Source organism: Caulobacter sp. ALps2, assembly GCF_058681635.1.
This window is the reverse complement of record NZ_CM178743.1, coordinates 2,350,893-2,369,599: the sequence shown is the minus strand read 5'-3', so window position 1 is coordinate 2,369,599 and position 18,707 is coordinate 2,350,893. Positions and strand designations below refer to the sequence as shown.

At 69.5% G+C, this 18,707-nt stretch carries 13 protein-coding genes and 1 pseudogene; 5 read left to right on the top strand and 9 right to left on the bottom strand.

The features are described 5' to 3' along the window. Window positions 1-54 precede the first annotated feature (54 nt). On the top strand, window positions 55-1,341 hold the full coding sequence (gene cytX / locus ACW173_RS11390; protein WP_492085442.1) for a putative hydroxymethylpyrimidine transporter CytX: 1,287 nt from the start codon (window positions 55-57) through the stop codon (window positions 1,339-1,341). On the opposite strand, the gene ACW173_RS11385 is transcribed toward cytX, so the two are convergent. The 3 genes from ACW173_RS11385 to ACW173_RS11375 are packed head-to-tail and all read right to left on the bottom strand — an operon-like array spanning window position 1,318 to window position 6,801. Beyond that, the gene (locus ACW173_RS11385) at window positions 1,318-4,560 is read right to left on the bottom strand and encodes an error-prone DNA polymerase (RefSeq protein WP_492085440.1); all 3,243 of its coding nucleotides are present in this window, start codon (window positions 4,558-4,560) and stop codon (window positions 1,318-1,320) included. The two genes, cytX and ACW173_RS11385, sit on opposite strands and share 24 nt — an antisense overlap. Further along, a complete protein-coding gene (locus ACW173_RS11380) occupies window positions 4,557-6,092 on the bottom strand; it encodes a Y-family DNA polymerase (protein ID WP_492085439.1) in 1,536 nt (511 codons plus the stop codon). The genes ACW173_RS11385 and ACW173_RS11380 overlap by 4 nt, the downstream gene beginning before the upstream one ends. Further along, window positions 6,007-6,801 (bottom strand): ImuA family protein, encoded by a 795-nt coding sequence (locus ACW173_RS11375; protein ID WP_492085437.1) that lies wholly within the window; start codon window positions 6,799-6,801, stop codon window positions 6,007-6,009. Before ACW173_RS11375 ends, ACW173_RS11380 begins: the two co-directional genes overlap by 86 nt. Before the next feature lie 122 nt (window positions 6,802-6,923). Here ACW173_RS11375 and ACW173_RS11370 point away from each other — a divergent pair, with 122 nt between their 5' ends. Then, on the top strand, window positions 6,924-10,127 hold the full coding sequence (locus ACW173_RS11370; RefSeq protein WP_492085435.1) for an acetyl-CoA carboxylase family protein: 3,204 nt from the start codon (window positions 6,924-6,926) through the stop codon (window positions 10,125-10,127). Between the two features lie 11 nt (window positions 10,128-10,138). Continuing rightward, window positions 10,139-10,903 carry a crotonase/enoyl-CoA hydratase family protein gene (locus tag ACW173_RS11365; RefSeq protein WP_492085433.1) on the top strand — a complete coding sequence of 255 codons (765 nt, stop codon included), beginning with the start codon at window positions 10,139-10,141 and terminating at the stop codon, window positions 10,901-10,903. Here the strand turns inward: ACW173_RS11365 and ACW173_RS11360 are convergent. From ACW173_RS11360 to ACW173_RS11340, 5 genes are all read right to left on the bottom strand, one after another. After that, a complete protein-coding gene (locus ACW173_RS11360) occupies window positions 10,900-11,268 on the bottom strand; it encodes a VanZ family protein (RefSeq protein WP_492085432.1) in 369 nt (122 codons plus the stop codon). The genes ACW173_RS11365 and ACW173_RS11360 overlap by 4 nt on opposite strands. A gap of 151 nt (window positions 11,269-11,419) precedes the next feature. Next, window positions 11,420-13,000 (bottom strand): phosphoglycerate dehydrogenase, encoded by a 1,581-nt coding sequence (gene serA / locus ACW173_RS11355; RefSeq protein ID WP_492085430.1) that lies wholly within the window; start codon window positions 12,998-13,000, stop codon window positions 11,420-11,422. Window positions 13,001-13,131: 131 nt separating this feature from the next. Further along, window positions 13,132-14,304 (bottom strand): phosphoserine transaminase, encoded by a 1,173-nt coding sequence (locus ACW173_RS11350; protein ID WP_492085429.1) that lies wholly within the window; start codon window positions 14,302-14,304, stop codon window positions 13,132-13,134. 135 nt (window positions 14,305-14,439) lie between these two features. Beyond that, on the bottom strand, window positions 14,440-14,871 hold the full coding sequence (locus tag ACW173_RS11345) for a hypothetical protein (protein ID WP_492085427.1): 432 nt from the start codon (window positions 14,869-14,871) through the stop codon (window positions 14,440-14,442). Window positions 14,872-14,942: 71 nt separating this feature from the next. After that, window positions 14,943-15,272, bottom strand: a complete 330-nt coding sequence (locus ACW173_RS11340) for a hypothetical protein (protein ID WP_492085426.1) — start codon at window positions 15,270-15,272, stop codon at window positions 14,943-14,945. Between the two features lie 81 nt (window positions 15,273-15,353). Between ACW173_RS11340 and ACW173_RS11335 the strand changes: the two are divergent. Beyond that, window positions 15,354-17,364: pseudogene (locus ACW173_RS11335) on the top strand (ATP-binding protein). Window positions 17,365-17,504: 140 nt separating this feature from the next. Beyond that, the gene (locus tag ACW173_RS11330) at window positions 17,505-17,846 is read left to right on the top strand and encodes a hypothetical protein (protein ID WP_492085425.1); all 342 of its coding nucleotides are present in this window, start codon (window positions 17,505-17,507) and stop codon (window positions 17,844-17,846) included. Window positions 17,847-17,849: 3 nt separating this feature from the next. Here the strand turns inward: ACW173_RS11330 and ACW173_RS11325 are convergent, their stop codons facing one another. Further along, window positions 17,850-18,671: a PhzF family phenazine biosynthesis protein gene (locus ACW173_RS11325; RefSeq protein ID WP_492085424.1), complete on the bottom strand. Its 822-nt coding sequence runs from the start codon at window positions 18,669-18,671 to the stop codon at window positions 17,850-17,852. Window positions 18,672-18,707 lie beyond the last annotated feature (36 nt).

The following is an 18,707-nucleotide window of genomic DNA, read 5'->3' as shown; positions in this document are numbered from 1 at the left end:
CTTGGCCATAAACGCCGCAATCGCGCGGGCCGGACGAACTTGCTAAACGGAGCCATGGCTCAGCTCGACGACACCTATGACCCCCTGACGCCCGTGCCGGCCGAGCGCCGGGCGTTCACGGCGCGCGACGCCTTTTCGTTGTGGTTCAGCCTGGGGATCGGCCTGCTGGTCTTGCAGGCTGGCGCCTTCCTGGTCCCGGGCCTCAGCCTGGGCGCGGCCCTGGCGGCGATCGTCACGGGCTCGGTCCTGGGCGCCCTGCTGCTGGCCGCCGCCGGCGTGGTCGGGGCCGACACCGGTCTCTCGTCGATGGGCGCTCTGCGCCTGACCCTAGGGGCCCATGGGGCAACCGTCCCGACGGTGCTGAACGCCGTCCAGCTGGCCGGCTGGGGCGCGTTCGAGATCATCGCCATGCGCGACGCCGCCGACGCCCTGGCCAAGCAGACCTTCGGCTTCTCCAGCCCCGTCGCCTGGACCCTGGTGTTCGGCGCGCTCGCCACCTGGCTGGCCATCGTCGGGCCGCTGTCGTTCGTCCGCCGTTTCCTGCGCGCCTATGGCCTGTGGCTGCTGCTGGCCGGGGCCGGCTGGCTGAGCTGGCGGCTGCTGGCCGAGCACGACCTGGCCGCCCTGTTCGCCAAGGCCGGGACGGGCGAGACGAGCTTCGGGGCCGGCGTCGACCTGGTCATCGCCATGCCGCTGTCGTGGCTGCCGCTGATCGCCGACTACACGCGCTTCGGCCGCTCGCCGGGCGGCATGTTCAAGGGCAGCGCCCTGGGTTATCTGCTGGCCAATATCTGGTTCATGGGCCTGGGCGCGACCTACGCCCTGGCGTCCGCCACAAGTAATGGGGGAAGCGGCGACGGCCTGCTGCTGACCGCCCTGGCCGCCAGCGGCGGCGGTATCGCCCTGTTCCTGATCGTCATCGACGAGACCGACAACACCTTCGCCGACATCCACTCGGCCGCCGTCTCGACCGCCACCCTGGTCCCGGCCAAACCCGCCAACCTGGCCCTGGTGTTCGGCGGCGTCTGCACGACCATCGCCCTCTTCGCCCCGATCGCCCAGTACGAGGGCTTTCTGCTGCTGATCGGCTCGGTGTTCGCGCCGCTGTTCGGCGTGTTGCTGACAGACCACTTCGTCGTCCGCCGTCGCGTGGCCGCCGTGGCGAAGACCCGTCCGAGCCTGCCGGCCTTGCTGGCCTGGGCCGCCGGTGTCGTCGCTTACCAGGCGTTGAGCCGTCTGGTCCCCGATCTCGGCGCGACCCTGCCCAGCTTCATCGTGGCCGGGGCGGTCTACTGGGGACTGCGCCGCGTGGGGTCGTCAGTGGAAATCCCGGCTCCGTAGCAGCCGACCGGACACCTTCTGGCGCACGCGCGGCGCCGGCGCGCCGGGCTCGTCGCGCAGGGTCGACAGGTGCGCCGACAGGTCGATGAAGCCCTCGGCCACGACGTGGATGACGTTCTCGGCGCGCTGCACCCGGCCATGCACGACCAGAAACGAGGCCGTCATCACCACATTGCGGTCGGCCTCGAAACGGTCCTTCCAGACCACGGCGTTGGCCACGCCAGTCTCGTCCTCCAGGGTCACGAACACCACGCCCTTGGCCGTGCCCGGCCGCTGGCGGATCAGCACCAGTCCCGCCACCGACACCTTGCGGCCATCCTTGATGGTCAGCAGCTGTTCGGCCGTGATCACCCCGCGCCGCGCCAGCATCGGCCGGTAGAAGCCGACCGGATGGGCCTTCAAGGAGAGGCTGGTGGTGCGATAGTCCTCGGCCACCTCCTGCGGGTCGCCCATCACCGGCAGGGCGACCTTGGCCTCGAACAGCGGCAGGTCGGCCAGCAGCGGCGCCTGGACCGGCGCCTTGTGCTCGCCCTTCAGCCCCTTCACCGCCCACAGCGCCTCGCGGCGCGACAGCCCCACCGAGGCGAAGGCGTCCGCCTCGGCGAGGAGCTCCAGCGCGCGTTGCGGCACGCCGCCCCGCGCGAACTCGCCGGGGGTGCGGGCGCCCTCCTCGCGAGCCTTGAGCAACGGCTTGATGTCGCCCTCCTCCCGCAGCCCCTTGATCTGGCGCAAGCCCAGGCGGACGGCCTTCCACTTCGGACGATTGTCCTGGCAGGCGATCTTGTCCTCGCGGATCCGGGGCGCGCGGAAGCCCGCCGTCACGGCCTCCAGCGTGCAGTCCCAGTCGCTGGCCAGGATGTCGGGCGCCAGAACCTCGACCCCGTGCTCGCGGGCGTCGCGGACCAGCTGGGCCGGCTGGTAGAAGCCCATCGGCTGGGAGTTGATCAGAGCCGCGCAGAACACATCCGGCCAGGCCCATTTGATCCAGGCCGAGACATAAACGAGCTTGGCGAAACTGGCCGCGTGGCTCTCCGGAAAACCGTAGTGGCCGAAGCCCTCGATCTGCTTGAAGCACCGCTCGGCGAAGTCGCGTTCATACCCCCGTGAGGTCATGCCTTCGATGAACCGATCGCGGTACTCGTCGGGCGTGCCCAGATTGCGGAAGGTGGCCATGGCCTTGCGCAGGCCGTCGGCCTCGTCGGGCGTGAACTTGGCCGCCTCGATGGCCAGGCTCATCGCCTGCTCCTGAAAGAGCGGTACGCCGTAGGTATTGCCAAGGATCTGCCTTAGCTCGTCTTCCGGACCATGCTCCGGCGACGGCGCCGGCATTTCGGTCGGCTCGATCCCGTTCCGCCGCTTCAGGTACGGATGCACCATGTCGCCCTGGATCGGGCCGGGCCGGACGATCGCCACCTCGATGACGAGGTCGTAGAAGCGCCGAGGCCTCAGGCGCGGCAGCATCGACATCTGGGCCCGGCTCTCGACCTGGAACACGCCCACGCTGTCGGCCACGCACAGCATGTCGTAGACGCCTGGCAGCTCGACGGGGACGTCGGCCAGATCCTTGATCGCCTCGCCGTGATCGGCGCGCAGCATGCCGAAGGCCCGCTGTATCGCGGTCAGCATGCCCAGGGCCAGCACATCGACCTTCATCAGCTTCAGGCTGTCGATATCGTCCTTGTCCCACTCGATGAAGGTGCGGTCCTCCATGGCCGCATTGCCGATCGGCACGGTCTCATCCAGCCGGCGCTTGGTCAGGACGAAGCCGCCGACATGTTGCGACAGGTGGCGCGGGAAGCCCATCAGCTCGGTGGCCAGAGCCACGGCGCGGGCGATCTCGGGCGCGTCGGGGTCGAGGCCCGCATTGCGCAGGTGTTCTTCGGGCAGGCCCGAGCCCCAGCTGCCCCAGACCGTGCCGGCCAGCAGCGAAGTGACGTCCTCGGTCAGGCCCAACGCCTTGCCGACATCGCGGATCGCGCTGCGTGGGCGGTAGTGGATGACCGTCCCGCAGATGGCGGCGTATTCGCGACCGTAGCGACGATAGACGTACTGCATCACCTCCTCTCGCCGCTCGTGCTCGAAGTCGACGTCGATATCCGGCGGCTCGCCGCGGTTCTCGGAGATGAAGCGGGTGAACAGCAGCCTGTGCTCGGTCGGGTCGATCGCGGTCACGCCCAGACAGAAGCAGACCGAGGAATTGGCCGCCGACCCGCGCCCCTGACACAGGATGCCCATGCCGCGGGCCTCACGCACGATGTCGTGCACGGTGATGAAGTAGTTGGGGTAGTCCATCTTGGCGATCAGCCGCAGCTCTTCGTTCAGTTGGGCGGTCACCTTCTCCGGCACGCCGCCGGGATAGCGCCAGGCCGCGCCGGACCAGGTCAGGTCGCTCAGGTGCCGCATCGCCGTCTTGCCGGGCGGAACCGGTTCGTCGGGATATTGCTCGTTCAGTTGGCTCAGATCGAAGCCGATCCGCTCGACGATCTCGACCGTTCGTTCCACGGCGCGCGGCCAGCGCTCGAACAGGCGGGCCATTTCGGTCGGCGACTTGATGTGACGCTCGGCGTTGGCCTCCAGGCGAAAGCCAGCCTCCTGGATCGTGCGGTGCTCGCGCACGCAGGTGATGACGTCCTGCAGGGGTCGCCGTTCGGGGCCGTGATAGAGCACGTCATTGGTCGCCACGATCGGCGCGCCGGCCGCCCGGCCTAGCTCGTCCAGGCGCGAGAGGCGCTTGAGGTCCTGCGCGGCATAGGCGCGGCTGGCCGCCAGCCACGCGCGACCGCGCAGGTCGCCGGCCATGCGGGCGAGATCCTGCTCGAAGGTCTCGTCCAGCTGCCGCGGCGGCACGATCAGGCCGAGTTGGCCGTCCGAATGCTCCAGGAAATCCCGCCAGGCCAGATGGCACTCGCCCTTCCCGGCCCGGCGCTGGCCAACGGTCAGCAGGCGCGTCAGCCGGCCGAACGCCTCGCGGTCGGTCGGGTAGCACAGCAGGCTGGGCGTCCCGTCCATGAAGTCCAGCCGGCAGCCGCTGAGCACCCGAACGTTCCGCGTCTTGGCCGCCGTCCAGCCCCGCACGATCCCGGCCAGGCTGTTGCGGTCGGTGACGCCGATGGCCGACAGGCCCAGGGCCTCGGCCGCGATCGCCAGCTCCTCCGCGTGCGAAGCCCCGCGCAGGAACGAGAAGTTGGTGGTGGTTTGCAGCTCGGCGTAGGCGCTCATCCGAACAGCCCATGGATCCACCACTTCGGCGCCTCGTCCTCGCCAAACAAGCCCTGGCGGTAGATCCAGAACCGGCCGCCCACTTCGTCTTCGACGCGGTAGTAGTCGCGGATCTTGTCGGGGCCGGTGTCCGCCTCGCCGACCCCAGCGCGCCACCATTCCTGGCCGATGCGCTCGGGCCCCTCGGCGCGGCGGACGCGGTGGGCGCGGCCGCGCCAGTTGAACTGCATCGGCGGGTCGTCGGGCAGCTTGGCGATGGCGGTGATCGCCTCGGGCCGCTTGAACAGGCGCACAGGGCGCGGGCGGTCGGGATCCCATTTCGCGACGACCGGTGGGTCGAGGGGGGCGTTGCGGACGACCGAGCGTTCGGGCACGTGGCTCTCGTACGGATCGGCGCGCCAGACGCGGGCCTCGCCCAGGCGGTTGACTAGGCGGTCTACCAGGGGAGCCAGGGTCTCATCCAGACCGGTCCCGGCTTCGGCGTCCAGGCGATCCTGGGCGGCGGCCAGGGGTTCGACGGCGGTGGCATGGACGGTGACGACCTCGATGCCGAAGCCCGGGTCGACCTTGTCCAGCTTGGGAATGATCAGCTTGGTCAGCCGCTTGGCGTCACGTCCGATGCGGGCCAAGCCGGCGCGCACGGGATAGGCCTGGCCGTCCAGGCGATGGAACACGACCTCGAAACGCTTGGCGCCGCGCCCTTCGGCCTCCAACCGTGCGCAGATCAGGGCCAGGGCGTCGCCGGCCACGCGGGCCAGGTCCTCGGGGGCGCTGATCGGCTCGAAGAAGGCCAAGCGGTCGAACCACGGCGTGGCCGGACGGCGGAAGGTCAGGGCCTCGGCGGCCATGCCCAACGCCTGGTCGAGACGGAGCGTCGTGACCAGGCCGAAACGCTTGGCCAGTTGCGCGCGCGGCAGGGCGAAGAGCTGGCCGACCTGATGCAGGCCCAGGCGCGGCAGCTGGGCTTCGGCGGCGTCCTCCAGGCGCAGGGCCGCGACCGGCAGGCCCTCGATCGCCGCCCGCTGCTCGCCGGGCGCGGCGATGGCCAGGTCGTCGCCATAGCGGGCCAGCGCCCAGGCCGCGCCCGCCGTGTCGGCGATCGCCGCCCGCGTCGGCACGCCCCAGCGCGCCAGCCGGGCGGCGAGGTCGACCAGCATCTCGCCCTCCCCGCCCCACAGGTGATCGGTCCCGGTGATGTCGAGGAACAGGCCGTCGGTCCCGTCGATGGCCACGGCCGGCGAGAACCGCACGCACCAGTCGCACAGGGCCTCCAGCGCCGCGCGGTCGGCGGCGGGATCGTGATCGAAGGTGACGAGGTTCGGGACCAGGGCCATGGCGTCGGCGGCCTTCTGATCGACGCTGAGGCTCAGGGCGCGAGCGGTGTCGTCGACGGCGGCCAGACGGCGCGTGCCGCCTTCCGTGGCCAGCAAAGCGAACGGAGCCGCTTCAGCCGACGTGTCGTAGCCCGGGTTCCGCCGGCGCCACGTCGTGATCGGCCAGTTGGGACACCAGACGGAAAGGATGCGGGCCATGGCCGGCCTCCTGTGCTTCCAAGATCCAGGCGCCGGGACGTCCGCCCCGGCACCGTTCGAGTTCGACCCGCCAGCGCGGCGGGCCCAGGCCGATGTCATCGGCCGGCGGCGGGGTCGGCGAAGGCCCGATCCGCCAGCGACTGAACGAGGCCGAGCCGGACACCGCCCGCCCCGCGCCCACCCGTCCGCCGTAAGGTCTCCGATGCAGCAGCACCCCGAAGCCGCCGCGCTTCTCGCAGGCCAGCTGCAGGCGGCGGCCGGCGGTCAGGTCGGGGGCCTCGGCTTCGCCGACGGCGGCGGCGACCCCCTGGGTGGACAAGGCGTCCTCCAGCACCGACAGGGTTTCGGCTTCGTCGCGGGTGCGGACCTGGATCAGTCTCTCGGCCGGGAAGCCCAAACCAAACAGACCGGGCGCGAACAGGTCGTTGCGCCGAGCCGCCCAGACGATCGCGCCGGTCTTGACCCCCGTGGAGAACAGAGATCGGAGCAACAAACCGACGAAGGCGGCCGGGGCGGCGCCGGTCTCGTCCTCCAGCCCCGCGCCCGTCACCTCGTGCCAGCCGCCCAGCGGCAGGCCGCCGCCCGGGAAGCAGCCGTCGATGGCCAGATCCCCGAACGGCAGGACCGGAGTCGGAGTCCGAGTCCCCGCTTCGATCGCGGCGATCCGGCCTCTCAGGGCCGCAAGACGCGCCTCGCGCGATCCGGCCATTCCACACTCCTTGTTCCACTTTTGTTCTGATCTCGCGGCGCGGCGGAGTCAAGCCTTGGAGAGTCGCGCGGGACCGGCCAAAGTGTCTCAAACGGCCGTATGAAGCCCCCGCAGGAAACCTCATGTCCCTCACCCGCGTCCTGATCGCCAACCGTGGCGAGATCGCCGTCCGTATCGCCCGCGCGGCGGCGGAGGCGGGGCTTGCGAGCGTGGCGGTCCACGCGACCGATGACGCGGGCTCGCCCCATGTCAGCGCCGCCGACCAGGCGGTCGCCCTGCCCGGCGCGGGGGCGCGGGCCTATCTCGACATCACGGCGATCGTGGCGGCGGCCAAGGCGCAGGGCTGCGACGCCCTGCATCCCGGCTACGGCTTCCTGTCGGAGAACCCCGCCCTGGCACGCGCCTGCGCCGAGGCCGGGATCGTCTTCGTCGGCCCCTCGCCCGAGCACCTGGAGACCTTTGGCGACAAGGCCGCCGCCCGGGCGCTGGCGGCCGAACGCGGCGTTCCGCTGATCCCGGGGACGGGCGCGATCTCACCGGACGGCGCACGGGCGTTCCAGGCCGAGCATGGCGCGATCATGCTGAAGGCGCGGGCCGGCGGCGGCGGGCGCGGCATGCGAGCGGTGCTGGATCCCGGCGAGCTGGACGCCGCCTTCGCCGCCTGCGAGCGGGAAGCCCTCGCGGCCTTCGGGGACGGCGGGCTCTATGCCGAGAAGCGGATCGAACGGGCGCGCCATGTCGAGGTGCAGATCGTCGGCGATGGGCGGCGCGTGCTGGCGATCGGCGACCGCGACTGCTCGCTGCAAAGGCGGAACCAGAAGCTGGTCGAGATCGCGCCGGCCGCCCTGCCCGCTCCGCTGCGGGCCGCTCTGTGGAAGCACGCCGAGACGCTGTGCGCCGGCTATCGCGGCCTGGCGACCGTGGAGTTCCTGATCGACGCCGACGCCGATCCTTCCTCCGGGGGCGAGGCCTTCTTCCTGGAGGTCAATCCGCGCCTGCAGGTCGAACACACGGTGACCGAGGAGGTCACGGGGCTGGACCTGGTGCGGCTGCAATTCGACCTGGCGGCGGGCGCGCCCCTGGACCTGACCGTTCCGCCGGCCTTCGGAGTCGCGATCCAGGCGCGGATCAATGCCGAGACCTTGACCGCCGACGGCCAGGTGAAGCCGTCCAGCGGAACGATCAGCGGCTGGAGCCCGCCGGGCGGTCCGGGCGTGCGGGTCGACGCCGGCGTCGCGGTCGGAACGACGGTCGGCGGCGCTTATGACAGCCTGCTGGCCAAGGTGATCGCGCGCGGGCGGACCTATGCGGAAGCCTCGGCGCGGCTGGATCGGGCGCTGGCGGAGTTCCGGATCGCGGGCGTCTCGACCACCGCGCCGCTGGTGCGGGCGATCTTGGCCGCCGCGCCCGCGACGCCGACCACGCGGTTCATCGAGGATCATGCGGCCGAACTGGTCGCCGGCTTACCTTTGCCTTCGGAGGGCAACGCTCGGTTTGAGACTCTCGACGGCTCGGTCGCCATCGCCGCGCCCCTCTCCGCAACGGTCGGTTCGATCGCCGTCGCCGAGGGCGACCGTGTCCGCCCCGGCCAGGCCCTGGCGGTTCTGGAGGCGATGAAGATGGAGCATCTGGTCCACGCCACGTCGGGCGGCCGGGTGTTGAAGATCGCCGCCAAGCCCGGAGCCACCGTCACCGAGGGCCAGCCGCTGGTGTTCCTGGAGCCGATGGAGATCCCGGGCGGTGAGGCCGTCGAAGCCGTCACGGAAGACCTCGACACGATCCGCCCGGACCTGGCCGAAGTCATCGCCCGCCACCGCTACACGCTGGACGAAGCCCGCCCCGACGCCGTCGCCAAGCGCCGCAGGACCGGCCACCGCACGGCGCGGGAGAACATCGACGACCTGGTCGATCCCGGCAGCTTCCTGGAGTACGGCGCCCTGGCCATCGCGGCCCAGAAGCGGCGGCGCTCGACCGAGGACCTGATCGTCGCCACCCCGGCCGACGGGCTGATCACCGGCATCGGAAGCGTCAACGGCGCGCTCTTCTCGCCGGACAGGGCGCGGACGGCGGCCCTGGCCTATGACTTCACCGTGCTGGCTGGCACCCAGGGGGCGATGAACCACAGGAAGTCCGACCGGCTGATGGCGATCATCGCCGACCAGCGCCTGCCTGTCGTGTGGTTCGCCGAAGGCGGCGGCGGCCGACCGGGCGACACCGACACCACGGCGGTGGCGGGGCTGGATGTGCCGACGTTCCGCAGCTTCGCCCAATTGTCGGGCCTGGTCCCCAAGATCGCCATCGTCGCCGGCCGCTGCTTCGCCGGCAACGCGGCCATCGCCGGGCTGTCGGAGATCATCATCGCCACGCGCGACAGCAACCTCGGCATGGGCGGGCCGGCGATGATCGAGGGTGGCGGGCTGGGTGTGTTCCGACCCGAGCGGATCGGCCCGGCGGCGCGCCAGTGGGCCAACGGCGTCATCGACATCCTGGCCGACGACGAAGCCCACGCCACCCGGCTGGCAAAGCAGGCGCTGTCGTACTTCCAGGGATCGCTTTCGACCTGGATCGCGCCGGACCAGCGGCGGCTGCGGAACGCCATCCCGGAGAACCGCCTGCGGGTCTATGACGTCCGCGCCCTGATCGCCGGCCTGGTCGACGAGGGTTCGTTCCTTGAGCTGCGCGGCGGCTTCGCCGCCGGGATGGTCACTGGCCTGATCCGCATCGAGGGCCGGACAATGGGGCTGATCGCCAATGACCCGCGCCACCTGGGCGGCGCCATCGACTGCGAGGGGGCCGAGAAGGCCGCGCGGTTCCTGCAGCTGTGCGACGCCTTCGCCCTGCCAGTGCTGAGCCTGTGCGACACCCCCGGCTTCATGGTCGGCCCCGACAGCGAGGACGCCGCCGCCGTGCGCCGGGTCAGTCGCCAGTTCATCGCCGGGGCCAAGCTGCGCTCGCCGCTGTTCACGATCGTGACCCGCAAGGGCTACGGCCTCGGCGCCCAGGCCATGGCGGGCGGCGGCTTCCATTCGCCGGCCTTCATCGCCGCCTGGCCAACCGGCGAGTTCGGCGGCATGGGCCTGGAGGGCGCGGTCAAGCTGGGCTACCGCAAGGAGCTGGAGGCCGAGACCGATCCCGTGAAGCAGAAGGCGCTCTACGATCAGCTGGTGGGACGGCTCTACGCTGCCGGCAAGGCGACCAGCATGGCCGCCGCCCTGGAGATCGACGCGGTCATCGACCCTGCCGACACACGGCGTTGGGTGATCGGCGGGCTGGACGCGGCGGCGGGGATGAGCAAGCCCTGGGAAATGCGGGTGGACAGCTTCTGAAGGAGGCGAGCATGAGCACCGTCGAACTCACGAAAGACGGCCCTGTTTGGACCGTCGCCATCAACCGGCCGGACAAGCGCAACGCCGTGGATCCCGACACCGCCCTGCGACTGCGGGCGGCGTTCGACGCCTTCGAGGCCGACGACGTCGCCGCCGTGGCGATCCTGACCGGAGCGGGCGGGACGTTCTGCGCGGGCTTCGACCTCAAGGTCGCCGCCAGCGGCGAGGGCGAGCCCTACAATCCCGACGGCGAAGGGCCGATGGGGCCGACGCGGCGTCTGCTGTCCAAGCCGGTGATCGCCGCCGTAGAGGGTCACGCCGTGGCCGGCGGGCTGGAGCTGGCCCTCTGGTGTGACCTGCGGGTCGCCGCCGAGGACGCGACTTTCGGGGTGTTCTGCCGCCGCTGGGGCGTGCCGCTGATCGATGGCGGCACGGTGCGACTGCCGCGCATCGTCGGCCAGGGTCGAGCGCTGGACATGATCCTGACGGGTCGCGCGGTCGGAGCGGCCGAGGCGCTCTCCTGGGGCCTGGCCGACCGTGTGGTTCCGAGCGGCGCGGCCCTGGCGGCGGCGCACGCGCTGGCCCGGCAGATCGCCGCCTTCCCGCAGCTGTGCCTGCGCGCCGACCGCGCCTCGGCCCATGCCCAGTGGGACACGGATCTGGCCGAAGCCCTGAAGGTCGAGGGACGCGGCGGGCTGGAACCTCTACGCCGCGAGGCCCGGGCGGGCGCGGCGCGGTTCAGGGACGGCGCCGGACGCGGCGGGGAACCGGCCTAGGCGTCCTGGTTCAGCCACTGAGTGACGACGATCGGGCCGAAATAGAAGCCGATGCCCAGGGTGTCGGCGACGATGTCGAACACATCGGCGTCGCGGCCAACGATCGGCAGGCCCTGCAGGATCTCGATGGCGACGCCGAAGGCCAGCAGCACCCCGCCGATCTTCCACGGCCGGCTGCGCGGCAAGGCGACCGAGGCCAGGAAGGTCAGGCCGTAGAAGACGATGAAGTGCTTGGCCTTGTCCCACGGGATCAGCCCCTGCGTATCATCGCCGGGCGCCAGGGCCGCGTATAGCGTGAACACGACGGCGGCGACGAAGACCAGGAAGCCAGGCCAGCTGATCTTGCGGGGCGTGAGCAGGGACATCTGTCGCCTTTGGTAATCCCTCTCCCCTTGCAGGAGAGGGTGGCCCACGAAGTGGGTCGGGTGAGGGGTCGCACGGACAGGTCAGCGCGCCCCCTCATCCGTCATCCTTCGGATGACACCTTCTCCCGCAAGGGGAGAAGGGCCTTCAGCCTTAGAACGTCAGCGCGCGCGCTTCTTTCACGTGCGGCAGGGCCTGGATCTTGGCCAGCAGGTCGGCGGCCGGGGCCTGGTCGACACCGACTAGGGCGATGGCGTCCGCGTCGGCCGACAGGCGGCCCAGGTTGAAGGTGGCGATGTTGACGCCCGCTTCGCCCAGCAGCATGCCCAGCGCGCCGATGAAGCCCGGCTTGTCCAGGTTGTTGATGTAGAGCATGGCCGGCGAGAAGGCCGCGTCCAGCTCCATGCCCTTGACCTCGACGACGCGCGGGGCGCCGGCGATCACCGTGCCGGCGAAGGCGCGCTTGCCCTTTTCGGTGGTGATGGTGACGCGCATCAGGCTGTCATAGGTGGGGCTGATTTCCTGGCGGCTCTCGGAGACGGTGATGCCGCGCTCCTTGGCGATGGCCGGGGCGGAGACCATGTTGATCTCGGCCAGCATCGGCTTGAGCACGCCGGCCAGGGCGGCCGAGGTCATCGGCTTGACGTTCAGCTTGGTGACTTCGCCCTCATAGGCGATGTCGATGGCCGTGACGCCGAAATCGACCATCTGGCCGGCCAGGGCGCCGATCTTCTCGGCCAGAGCGACGTACGGCTTCAGCTTCGGCGCTTCTTCGGCCGTGATCGACGGGCTGTTGAGAGCGTTGGTGACCGCGCCGGTCAGCAGGTAGTCGCTGACCTGCTCGGCGACCTGCAGGGCCACGTTTTCCTGGGCTTCGTTGGTGCTGGCGCCCAGGTGCGGGGTGGCCACGACCTTGTCCGAACCGAACAGCGGGTTTTCCTTGGCGGGCTCGGTGACGAAGACATCGAAGCCGGCGCCGGCGACGTGGCCCTCGTCCAGCAGCTTGCGCAGGGCGGCTTCATCGACCAGGCCGCCACGGGCGCAGTTGACGATCAGCACGCCCTTCTTGGTCTTGGCCAGGTTCTCGGCCGACAGGATGTTGCGGGTCTTGTCGGTCAGAGGCGTGTGCAGGGTGATGACGTCCGCGCGGGCCAGCAGCTCTTCCAGCTCGACCTTCTCGACGCCGATCTCGACGGCGCGTTCCGGCGACAGGAAGGGGTCGTAGGCCACGACCTTCATCTTCAGGCCCAGCGCGCGGTCGGCGACGATGCCGCCGATGTTGCCGGCGCCGATCAGGCCCAGGGTCTTGGCGTACAGCTCCACGCCCATGAAGCGGTTCTTCTCCCACTTGCCGGCCTGGGTCGAGGCGTCGGCGGCGGGGATCTGGCGGGCCAGGGCGAACATCATGGCGATGGCGTGCTCGGCCGTGGTGATCGAGTTGCCGAAGGGCGTGTTCATCACGACGATGCCCTTGGCCGTGGCGGCCGGGATATCGACATTGTCGACGCCGATGCCAGCGCGGGCGATGACGCGCAGGCGGTGGGCGGCGGCGATCACGTCCTTGTCGAGCTTGGCGCCCGAACGGATGGCGACGCCGTCATAGTCGCCGATCACGGCGATCAGCTCGTCCTTGGTGAGGCCGGTCTTGATGTCGAAGTCGACACCGCGGTTCTTGAAGATGTCGACGGCGGCGGGGCTGAGCTTGTCAGCGATGAGGACGCGAGGAGCGGTCATGGAGGTATTCTCCGGATATCGAGCCCTTCCCCCTTGATGGGGGAAGGGTTGGGATGGGGGTGCTTGCTGAGGCGGCGGGGTATCACCCCCACCCCTGCCCCTCCCCCATCGAGGGGGAGGGAGTACGCGCGTTAAGCGGCGGCCAGTTCGGCCGAGACGGTGGCGAAGGCCCAGTCGAGCCAGGGCGTCAGGGCCTCGAGGTCCGAGGCTTCCACCGTGGCGCCGCACCAGATGCGCAGACCGGCCGGGGCGTCGCGATAGCCGCCAATGTCGAGGGCCGCGCCCTCCTTCTCGAGCAGGCTGGCCAGCTTCTTGGCGAAGTCGGCCTGGGCGTCTTCCGGCAGGGCGGTGATCTTGGGGTCGACGACCTTCAGGCACACCGAGGTGTTCGAGCGGATGTCCGGTGTGGCCGCCAGGAAGTCCACCCACGGGGTCTTGGCGACCCAGTCGGCCAGCACGGCCAGGTTCTGGTCGGCGCGGCCCTGCATGGCTTCCAGGCCACCGATCGAGGCGGCCCACTTCAGGGCGTCCAGCGCATCCTCGACGCAAAGCATCGACGGCGTGTTGATCGTCGCGCCTTCGAAGATGTCGAGGGAAACCTTGCCGCCCTTGGTCATGCGGAACAGCTTCGGCATCGGCCAGGCCGGCGTGTAGCTCTCAAGACGAGCCACGGCGCGCGGCGACAGGATCAGAACGCCGTGCGCGCCTTCGCCGCCGAGGGCCTTCTGCCAGGAGAAGGTCACGACATCCAGCTTGTCCCAGTCCAGGTCCTGGGCGAAGGCGGCGCTGGTGGCGTCGCAGATGGTGATGCCTTCACGGTCGGCCGAGATGAAGTCGGCGTTGGGCACGCGTACGCCCGAGGTCGTGCCGTTCCAGGTGAAGACCAGGTCCTTGGCCGGATCGACCTTGGTGGTGTCGGGCAGCTGGCCGTACGGAGCGCTGAGCACCTCGACGTCGGGCAGCTTCAATTGCTTGGTGACGTCCGTGACCCAGTCCTTGCCGAAGGACTCGAAGGCCATCAGTTGCACGGGGCGAGCGCCCAGCATCGACCACAGGGCCATCTCGACAGCGCCGGTGTCCGAACCGGCGACGATGCCGATCAGGAAGTCGGCGGGGACTTCCAGCACTTCGCGCGTCTGGTCGATGGCGGCCTTCAGGCGCGCCTTGCCCAGCTTCGAGCGGTGCGAACGGCCGAGAACGGCATTCTGGAGATTTTCGGGGGTCCAACCGGGCCTTTTGGCGCACGGGCCGGAAGAGAACTCGGGGCGAGCCGGACGGATTGCCGGCTTGGCGAGGGTCGTCATAGCGATGTCTCCCATCCTTACAGATGGACAGCGCCCCGTTGGGGGGGCGTGGCCCGCCGGCGAAGAACCTCGTTTCGCGGCGGATTGCAAGGAGAGATTTTGCGAAAGCCGCGGCCGATCGTCCGGCTGCGGCAATTATTTTGCGGACCGGTCCCGCCTGCGCCAAGCCAGGAACGTGCCGACCAGGATGCAGATCAGCACGCCCGTGCTGACCAGGTTGTTCACCAGGATGTAGATGTTGTCGTACCGCCGAGCCCCCACGAGATAGTAGGCGTGAAGACTGAACTGCACCCCTTGCAGCAGCACGGCGATGCCCAGCCAGCGGGTGGCGTGGCGCAGGGCGAGCATCAGCAGACCCAGGGCCATCAAGCCGTCCAGCGCCAGATAGAGGCCTTGGACCAATTCCTTGCCATGGATGAGGCCCACGAGGACGACGGTGACGAACGTCGTCAGAACCAGCAGCGCGCCACTGCGCTCGGCCCGCCCGCCCCAGCGCCACGCGCCGAAGCACGCCGCAGCAAGCAGCGGCCAATTGATCCAGAATAACAGTTGCAGGAACGCAAACATGCTTTGGGCCTCTAACTCAGATTAGAGGCCCAAAGGTATTAAACTATTGCAATGTCTTTTTAGCGAGAACCTCAGACGACCTCGCGCAGGCCCGTCAGGGGGATCTCGTCCTGCGGCTTGATATCGCCGACCATGCGCGTGCGAACGCCGAGGCGCAGACGCGTCTCGTCCAGCTCGGTATGCGCCTCGACCATCGCCGTGCGCGCCACGATGAGCGCCTGCATGGCGTCCGCGACCTTGGCGGTGACGCCATGGCCGAACGTGGCCGACAGGCCCAGATCCTTACGAGCTTGCATCAGCTCGGCCATCATTTCAGCGACTTCCGTCACCGCCGCGTCCACAGCCGCCTCGGTCGAGACCAGCTTGCCGGCCACCCGCTTAGCAACAAAAACCTTTTCCACGCCCGCCTCCATTAACGAAACACTAATGGAAAAGGTAAATAGATTGTTAAAGCCAAAGCAACGCAAAAATGCGCCCTAGCGTTGTTTTGTCGCGCGACTCTCACTGCCCTTGGAAGCGAAGCGTTAGGAACCTTCAGTCATACTGTCGCGACGATTGAGTTCCTGAACGCTGATGGGCGAAAAGCACAACAACAGCGCGAGCATTGCCGCGACACACGCGCCGCTACAGGCGCGAATCGCCGGCGTGGCCTTGGCCACGACCGTTCTCGCGCTCGTGGCTGCTTGCCTGTGCTTCATGCTGCAGCAGTGGAGCGTCGCGCGGCAGGAAGCCCGCGCCAATCATGAGATCCTGGCCCAGATGGCCGCCGCCGGCGCCGCCGCCCCTCTCGCCGACCACAACATGGTCGGCGTCTATCGGGCGCTGGAGGCCGTGGCCAAGGCGCCCAGCGTCGCGGCCGTCCGCATCATCGACACCAAGGGCCGCACGGTCGCCCAACTGGGCGCGGCCAATCCCACCGACGCCGACACCCTGACGCGGCCGATCAAGCTGTCCTCGCAGACGGTCGGCACCCTGGTGCTGGTGGCCCAGCATCCCGGCTTAGGCCAGACCCTGGCTCGCGACCTGGCCCTGACCGGCGCGCTGTTCTTCGGCGCAGCGGGCCTGGCGATCCTGCTGGCCAACAGCCTGGCCCGACGCCTGGCGCGCCCGATGGAGCGCCTGTCGGAGGCCATGCACGAGACGGCTGTCGGCGGTCGCTACAAGGCCGTCGAACAGACCGCCGACGACGACGTCTTCCATAGCCTGACCGACAGCTTCAACCACCTGGTGACGCGCCTGGAGGCCAACGACCACGACCTGCGCGGCACCATGGCCGAGCTGGTCAAGGCGCGCGACGACGCCAATGCCGCCAATGTGCTGAAGTCGCACTTCCTGGCCAATATGAGCCACGAGATCCGCACCCCGCTGAACGGCGTGCTGGCCATGGCCGAGGTCATGGCCATGGACGACCTGGCCCCCACGCAGCGCGAGCGCTTGGCGGTGATCCGCGAGTCCGGCGGCCTGCTGCTGGGCGTGCTGAACGACGTGCTGGACCTCTCCAAGATCGAGGCCGGCCGTCTGGAGATCACCGACCGTCCGTTCGACATCGCCCAGCTGGCCCAGGCCATCCGCGAGACCTATGCGCCCCAGGCCCGCGACAAGGGCCTGGCTTTCGAGGTCGCCATCGCGCCCGAGGCGCAAGGTCTGTGGCGCGGCGACAGCGACCGCCTGCGCCAGATCCTGGGCAACCTGATCGCCAACGCCCTGAAGTTCACGCTGGAAGGCGCGGTGGCCGTGCGGTTCGCCTCGGCCGAGGACGGCTCGGGCCTGCGGATCGACGTGGCCGACACCGGAATCGGCATCTCACCCGACATCCTGCCGCGTCTGTTCGACAAGTTCGTCCAGGCCGACAGCACCACGACCCGTCGCTTTGGCGGTTCGGGCCTGGGCCTGGCCATCTGCCGCGAGCTGGCCGCCATGATGGACGGTTCGATCAAGGTGCAGAGCCGCGAGGGCCGGGGTTCGACCTTTACCGTCCTGGTCGCCCTGCCCCGCGAGGAAGCGATCACCGACGTCCACTATATCGACGACGACCAGCCGCCCGCGCCACGGACCGCCAATACCAAGGGGGCGCCGGCCGCCCCGGCCGACGCGACCTTCCTGCGCGTGCTGGCCGCCGACGATAATCCGACCAACCAGAAGGTCGTCGAGGCCGTCCTGGCTCCGCTGAACGCCGAGGTGGTGCTGGTGAGCGACGGCGCGGCCTGCGTCGAGGCCTGGAAGGCCGCCAAGTTCGACATCGTGCTGATGGACATCCACATGCCCGTCATGGACGGCCTTGAAGCCGCCCAGGCGATCCGCCAGCTGGAAGCCGCCGAGGGTCGTCAGCGCACCCCGATCTTGGCCGTGACCGCCAACGCCCTGGCCCATCAGGTCGAGGACTATCTGGCCGCCGGCATGGACGGCCACGTGGCCAAGCCGATCGAGGTCACCAAGCTCTACGCCGCCATTGAAGCGGCCATGACCGCCGCGCGGCTGGCGCAGGCGGCCTGATCGCCCCCACATTCCGTTGTGTCGGAACATGAACACAACATAACGAGCGGCTCAGAACCGCTTCAGGCTGAACGTGTTTCTCTTAGCTCAACGTCGCTTCCCCCTTCTGGCGACGGAGACATTCAAGAGGAACCGAACCGATGAAAAAGATCCTGATCTCGATCGCCGCGGTCTCGGCCCTGGCGGCCGCCACCGTTCCCGCCATGGCCTCGGCCGCAACCGTCAACCAGCGTCAAGCCCAGCTTGATCGTCGTATCGACATGGGCGTGCGCAACCATTCGCTGACCCGCGTGGAAGCCAACCGCCTGCGCGCTCAACTGCGCGAAACCGCCCGCCTGGAAGACCGCTATCGTCGCGGTGGCCTGAGCGGCTGGGAGCGCGCCGACCTCGACCGTCGCTTCGACCGCATCAGCGCGCAGATCCGTTACGAGCGCCACGACCGTGACTACGGTTACGGCTACGGCAATCGTCCGCGCTACTAAGCGTTAGGCCGGCTCCACCCGGAGCCGGCTCTCCACCACCGTGAAGCCGCGGCCGCGCAACAGAACGCGCGCGCCGCGGCTTTCGCATTCCAGGTCCCCGCCCCGACCAGGATAGGCCTGGTGGAACTTCAGGACGCCCCGCCCCAGCTTGTCGCCGTACAACGGCATCAGGATGCAGTGGGCCGAGCCGGTGGTCGGATCCTCGGGGATGCCGAAGCCCGGCGCGAAGAAGCGGCTGACCACGGCATAGGGCTTGCCCGGATCCGCGATGGCCGCGATCACGGTCTGACCGGCGCCGCCCGTGGCCTCGCCCTCGATCCTGTTCAGCGCCGCGAGGTCCGGCGTCGCCGCTCGCACCGCCGCCTCGTTCTCCAGCACCGCGATAAGATAGGCCCCGGCCCACACCTCGACCGGCTGAACGCCCAGCGCCTGGGCGAGCCCCTCGGGGATCTGGGCGCGGCGCGGCGGGTCGGCCGGGAAATCCATCTCCACTCCATCGCTGGAACGGCGCACCGTCAGCGGTCCCGACAAAGTGTCGAAGGTCAGCAGCGGAACGTCGACGCCCAGTTCCTCGAACAGCATGTGCGCCGCCGCCAGTGTGGCGTGACCGCACAGCGGGGCCTCCAGGGCTGGGGTGAACCAGCGCAGGCCAAAGCGCGCCGGGTCGTCGGTCTTCAGCAGGAAGGCCGTCTCGGCCTGGTTGTTCTCGGCCGCCAGGGCCTGCATCCAAGCGGGGGGCGGCCAAGCATCGAACGGCTCGACCACGCAGGCCGGATTGCCCTTGAACGGGCCGCTGGCGAAGGCGTCGATGGTCCACTGGCGCATGCGAAAGCTCCTGGAGGCGGACTTCGCTGTTATGCG

Excerpts from the sequence above, each read along its gene's own strand:
- cytX (WP_492085442.1), top strand. The coding sequence starts at position 55 with ATGGCTCAGCTCGACGACACCTATGACCCCCTGACGCCCGTGCCGGCC.
- ACW173_RS11385 (WP_492085440.1), bottom strand. The coding sequence starts at position 4,560 with ATGAGCGCCTACGCCGAGCTGCAAACCACCACCAACTTCTCGTTCCTG.
- ACW173_RS11380 (WP_492085439.1), bottom strand. The coding sequence starts at position 6,092 with ATGGCCCGCATCCTTTCCGTCTGGTGTCCCAACTGGCCGATCACGACG.
- ACW173_RS11375 (WP_492085437.1), bottom strand. The coding sequence starts at position 6,801 with ATGGCCGGATCGCGCGAGGCGCGTCTTGCGGCCCTGAGAGGCCGGATC.
- ACW173_RS11370 (WP_492085435.1), top strand. The coding sequence starts at position 6,924 with ATGTCCCTCACCCGCGTCCTGATCGCCAACCGTGGCGAGATCGCCGTC.
- ACW173_RS11365 (WP_492085433.1), top strand. The coding sequence starts at position 10,139 with ATGAGCACCGTCGAACTCACGAAAGACGGCCCTGTTTGGACCGTCGCC.
- ACW173_RS11360 (WP_492085432.1), bottom strand. The coding sequence starts at position 11,268 with ATGTCCCTGCTCACGCCCCGCAAGATCAGCTGGCCTGGCTTCCTGGTC.
- serA (WP_492085430.1), bottom strand. The coding sequence starts at position 13,000 with ATGACCGCTCCTCGCGTCCTCATCGCTGACAAGCTCAGCCCCGCCGCC.
- ACW173_RS11350 (WP_492085429.1), bottom strand. The coding sequence starts at position 14,304 with ATGACGACCCTCGCCAAGCCGGCAATCCGTCCGGCTCGCCCCGAGTTC.
- ACW173_RS11345 (WP_492085427.1), bottom strand. The coding sequence starts at position 14,871 with ATGTTTGCGTTCCTGCAACTGTTATTCTGGATCAATTGGCCGCTGCTT.
- ACW173_RS11330 (WP_492085425.1), top strand. The coding sequence starts at position 17,505 with ATGAAAAAGATCCTGATCTCGATCGCCGCGGTCTCGGCCCTGGCGGCC.
- ACW173_RS11325 (WP_492085424.1), bottom strand. The coding sequence starts at position 18,671 with ATGCGCCAGTGGACCATCGACGCCTTCGCCAGCGGCCCGTTCAAGGGC.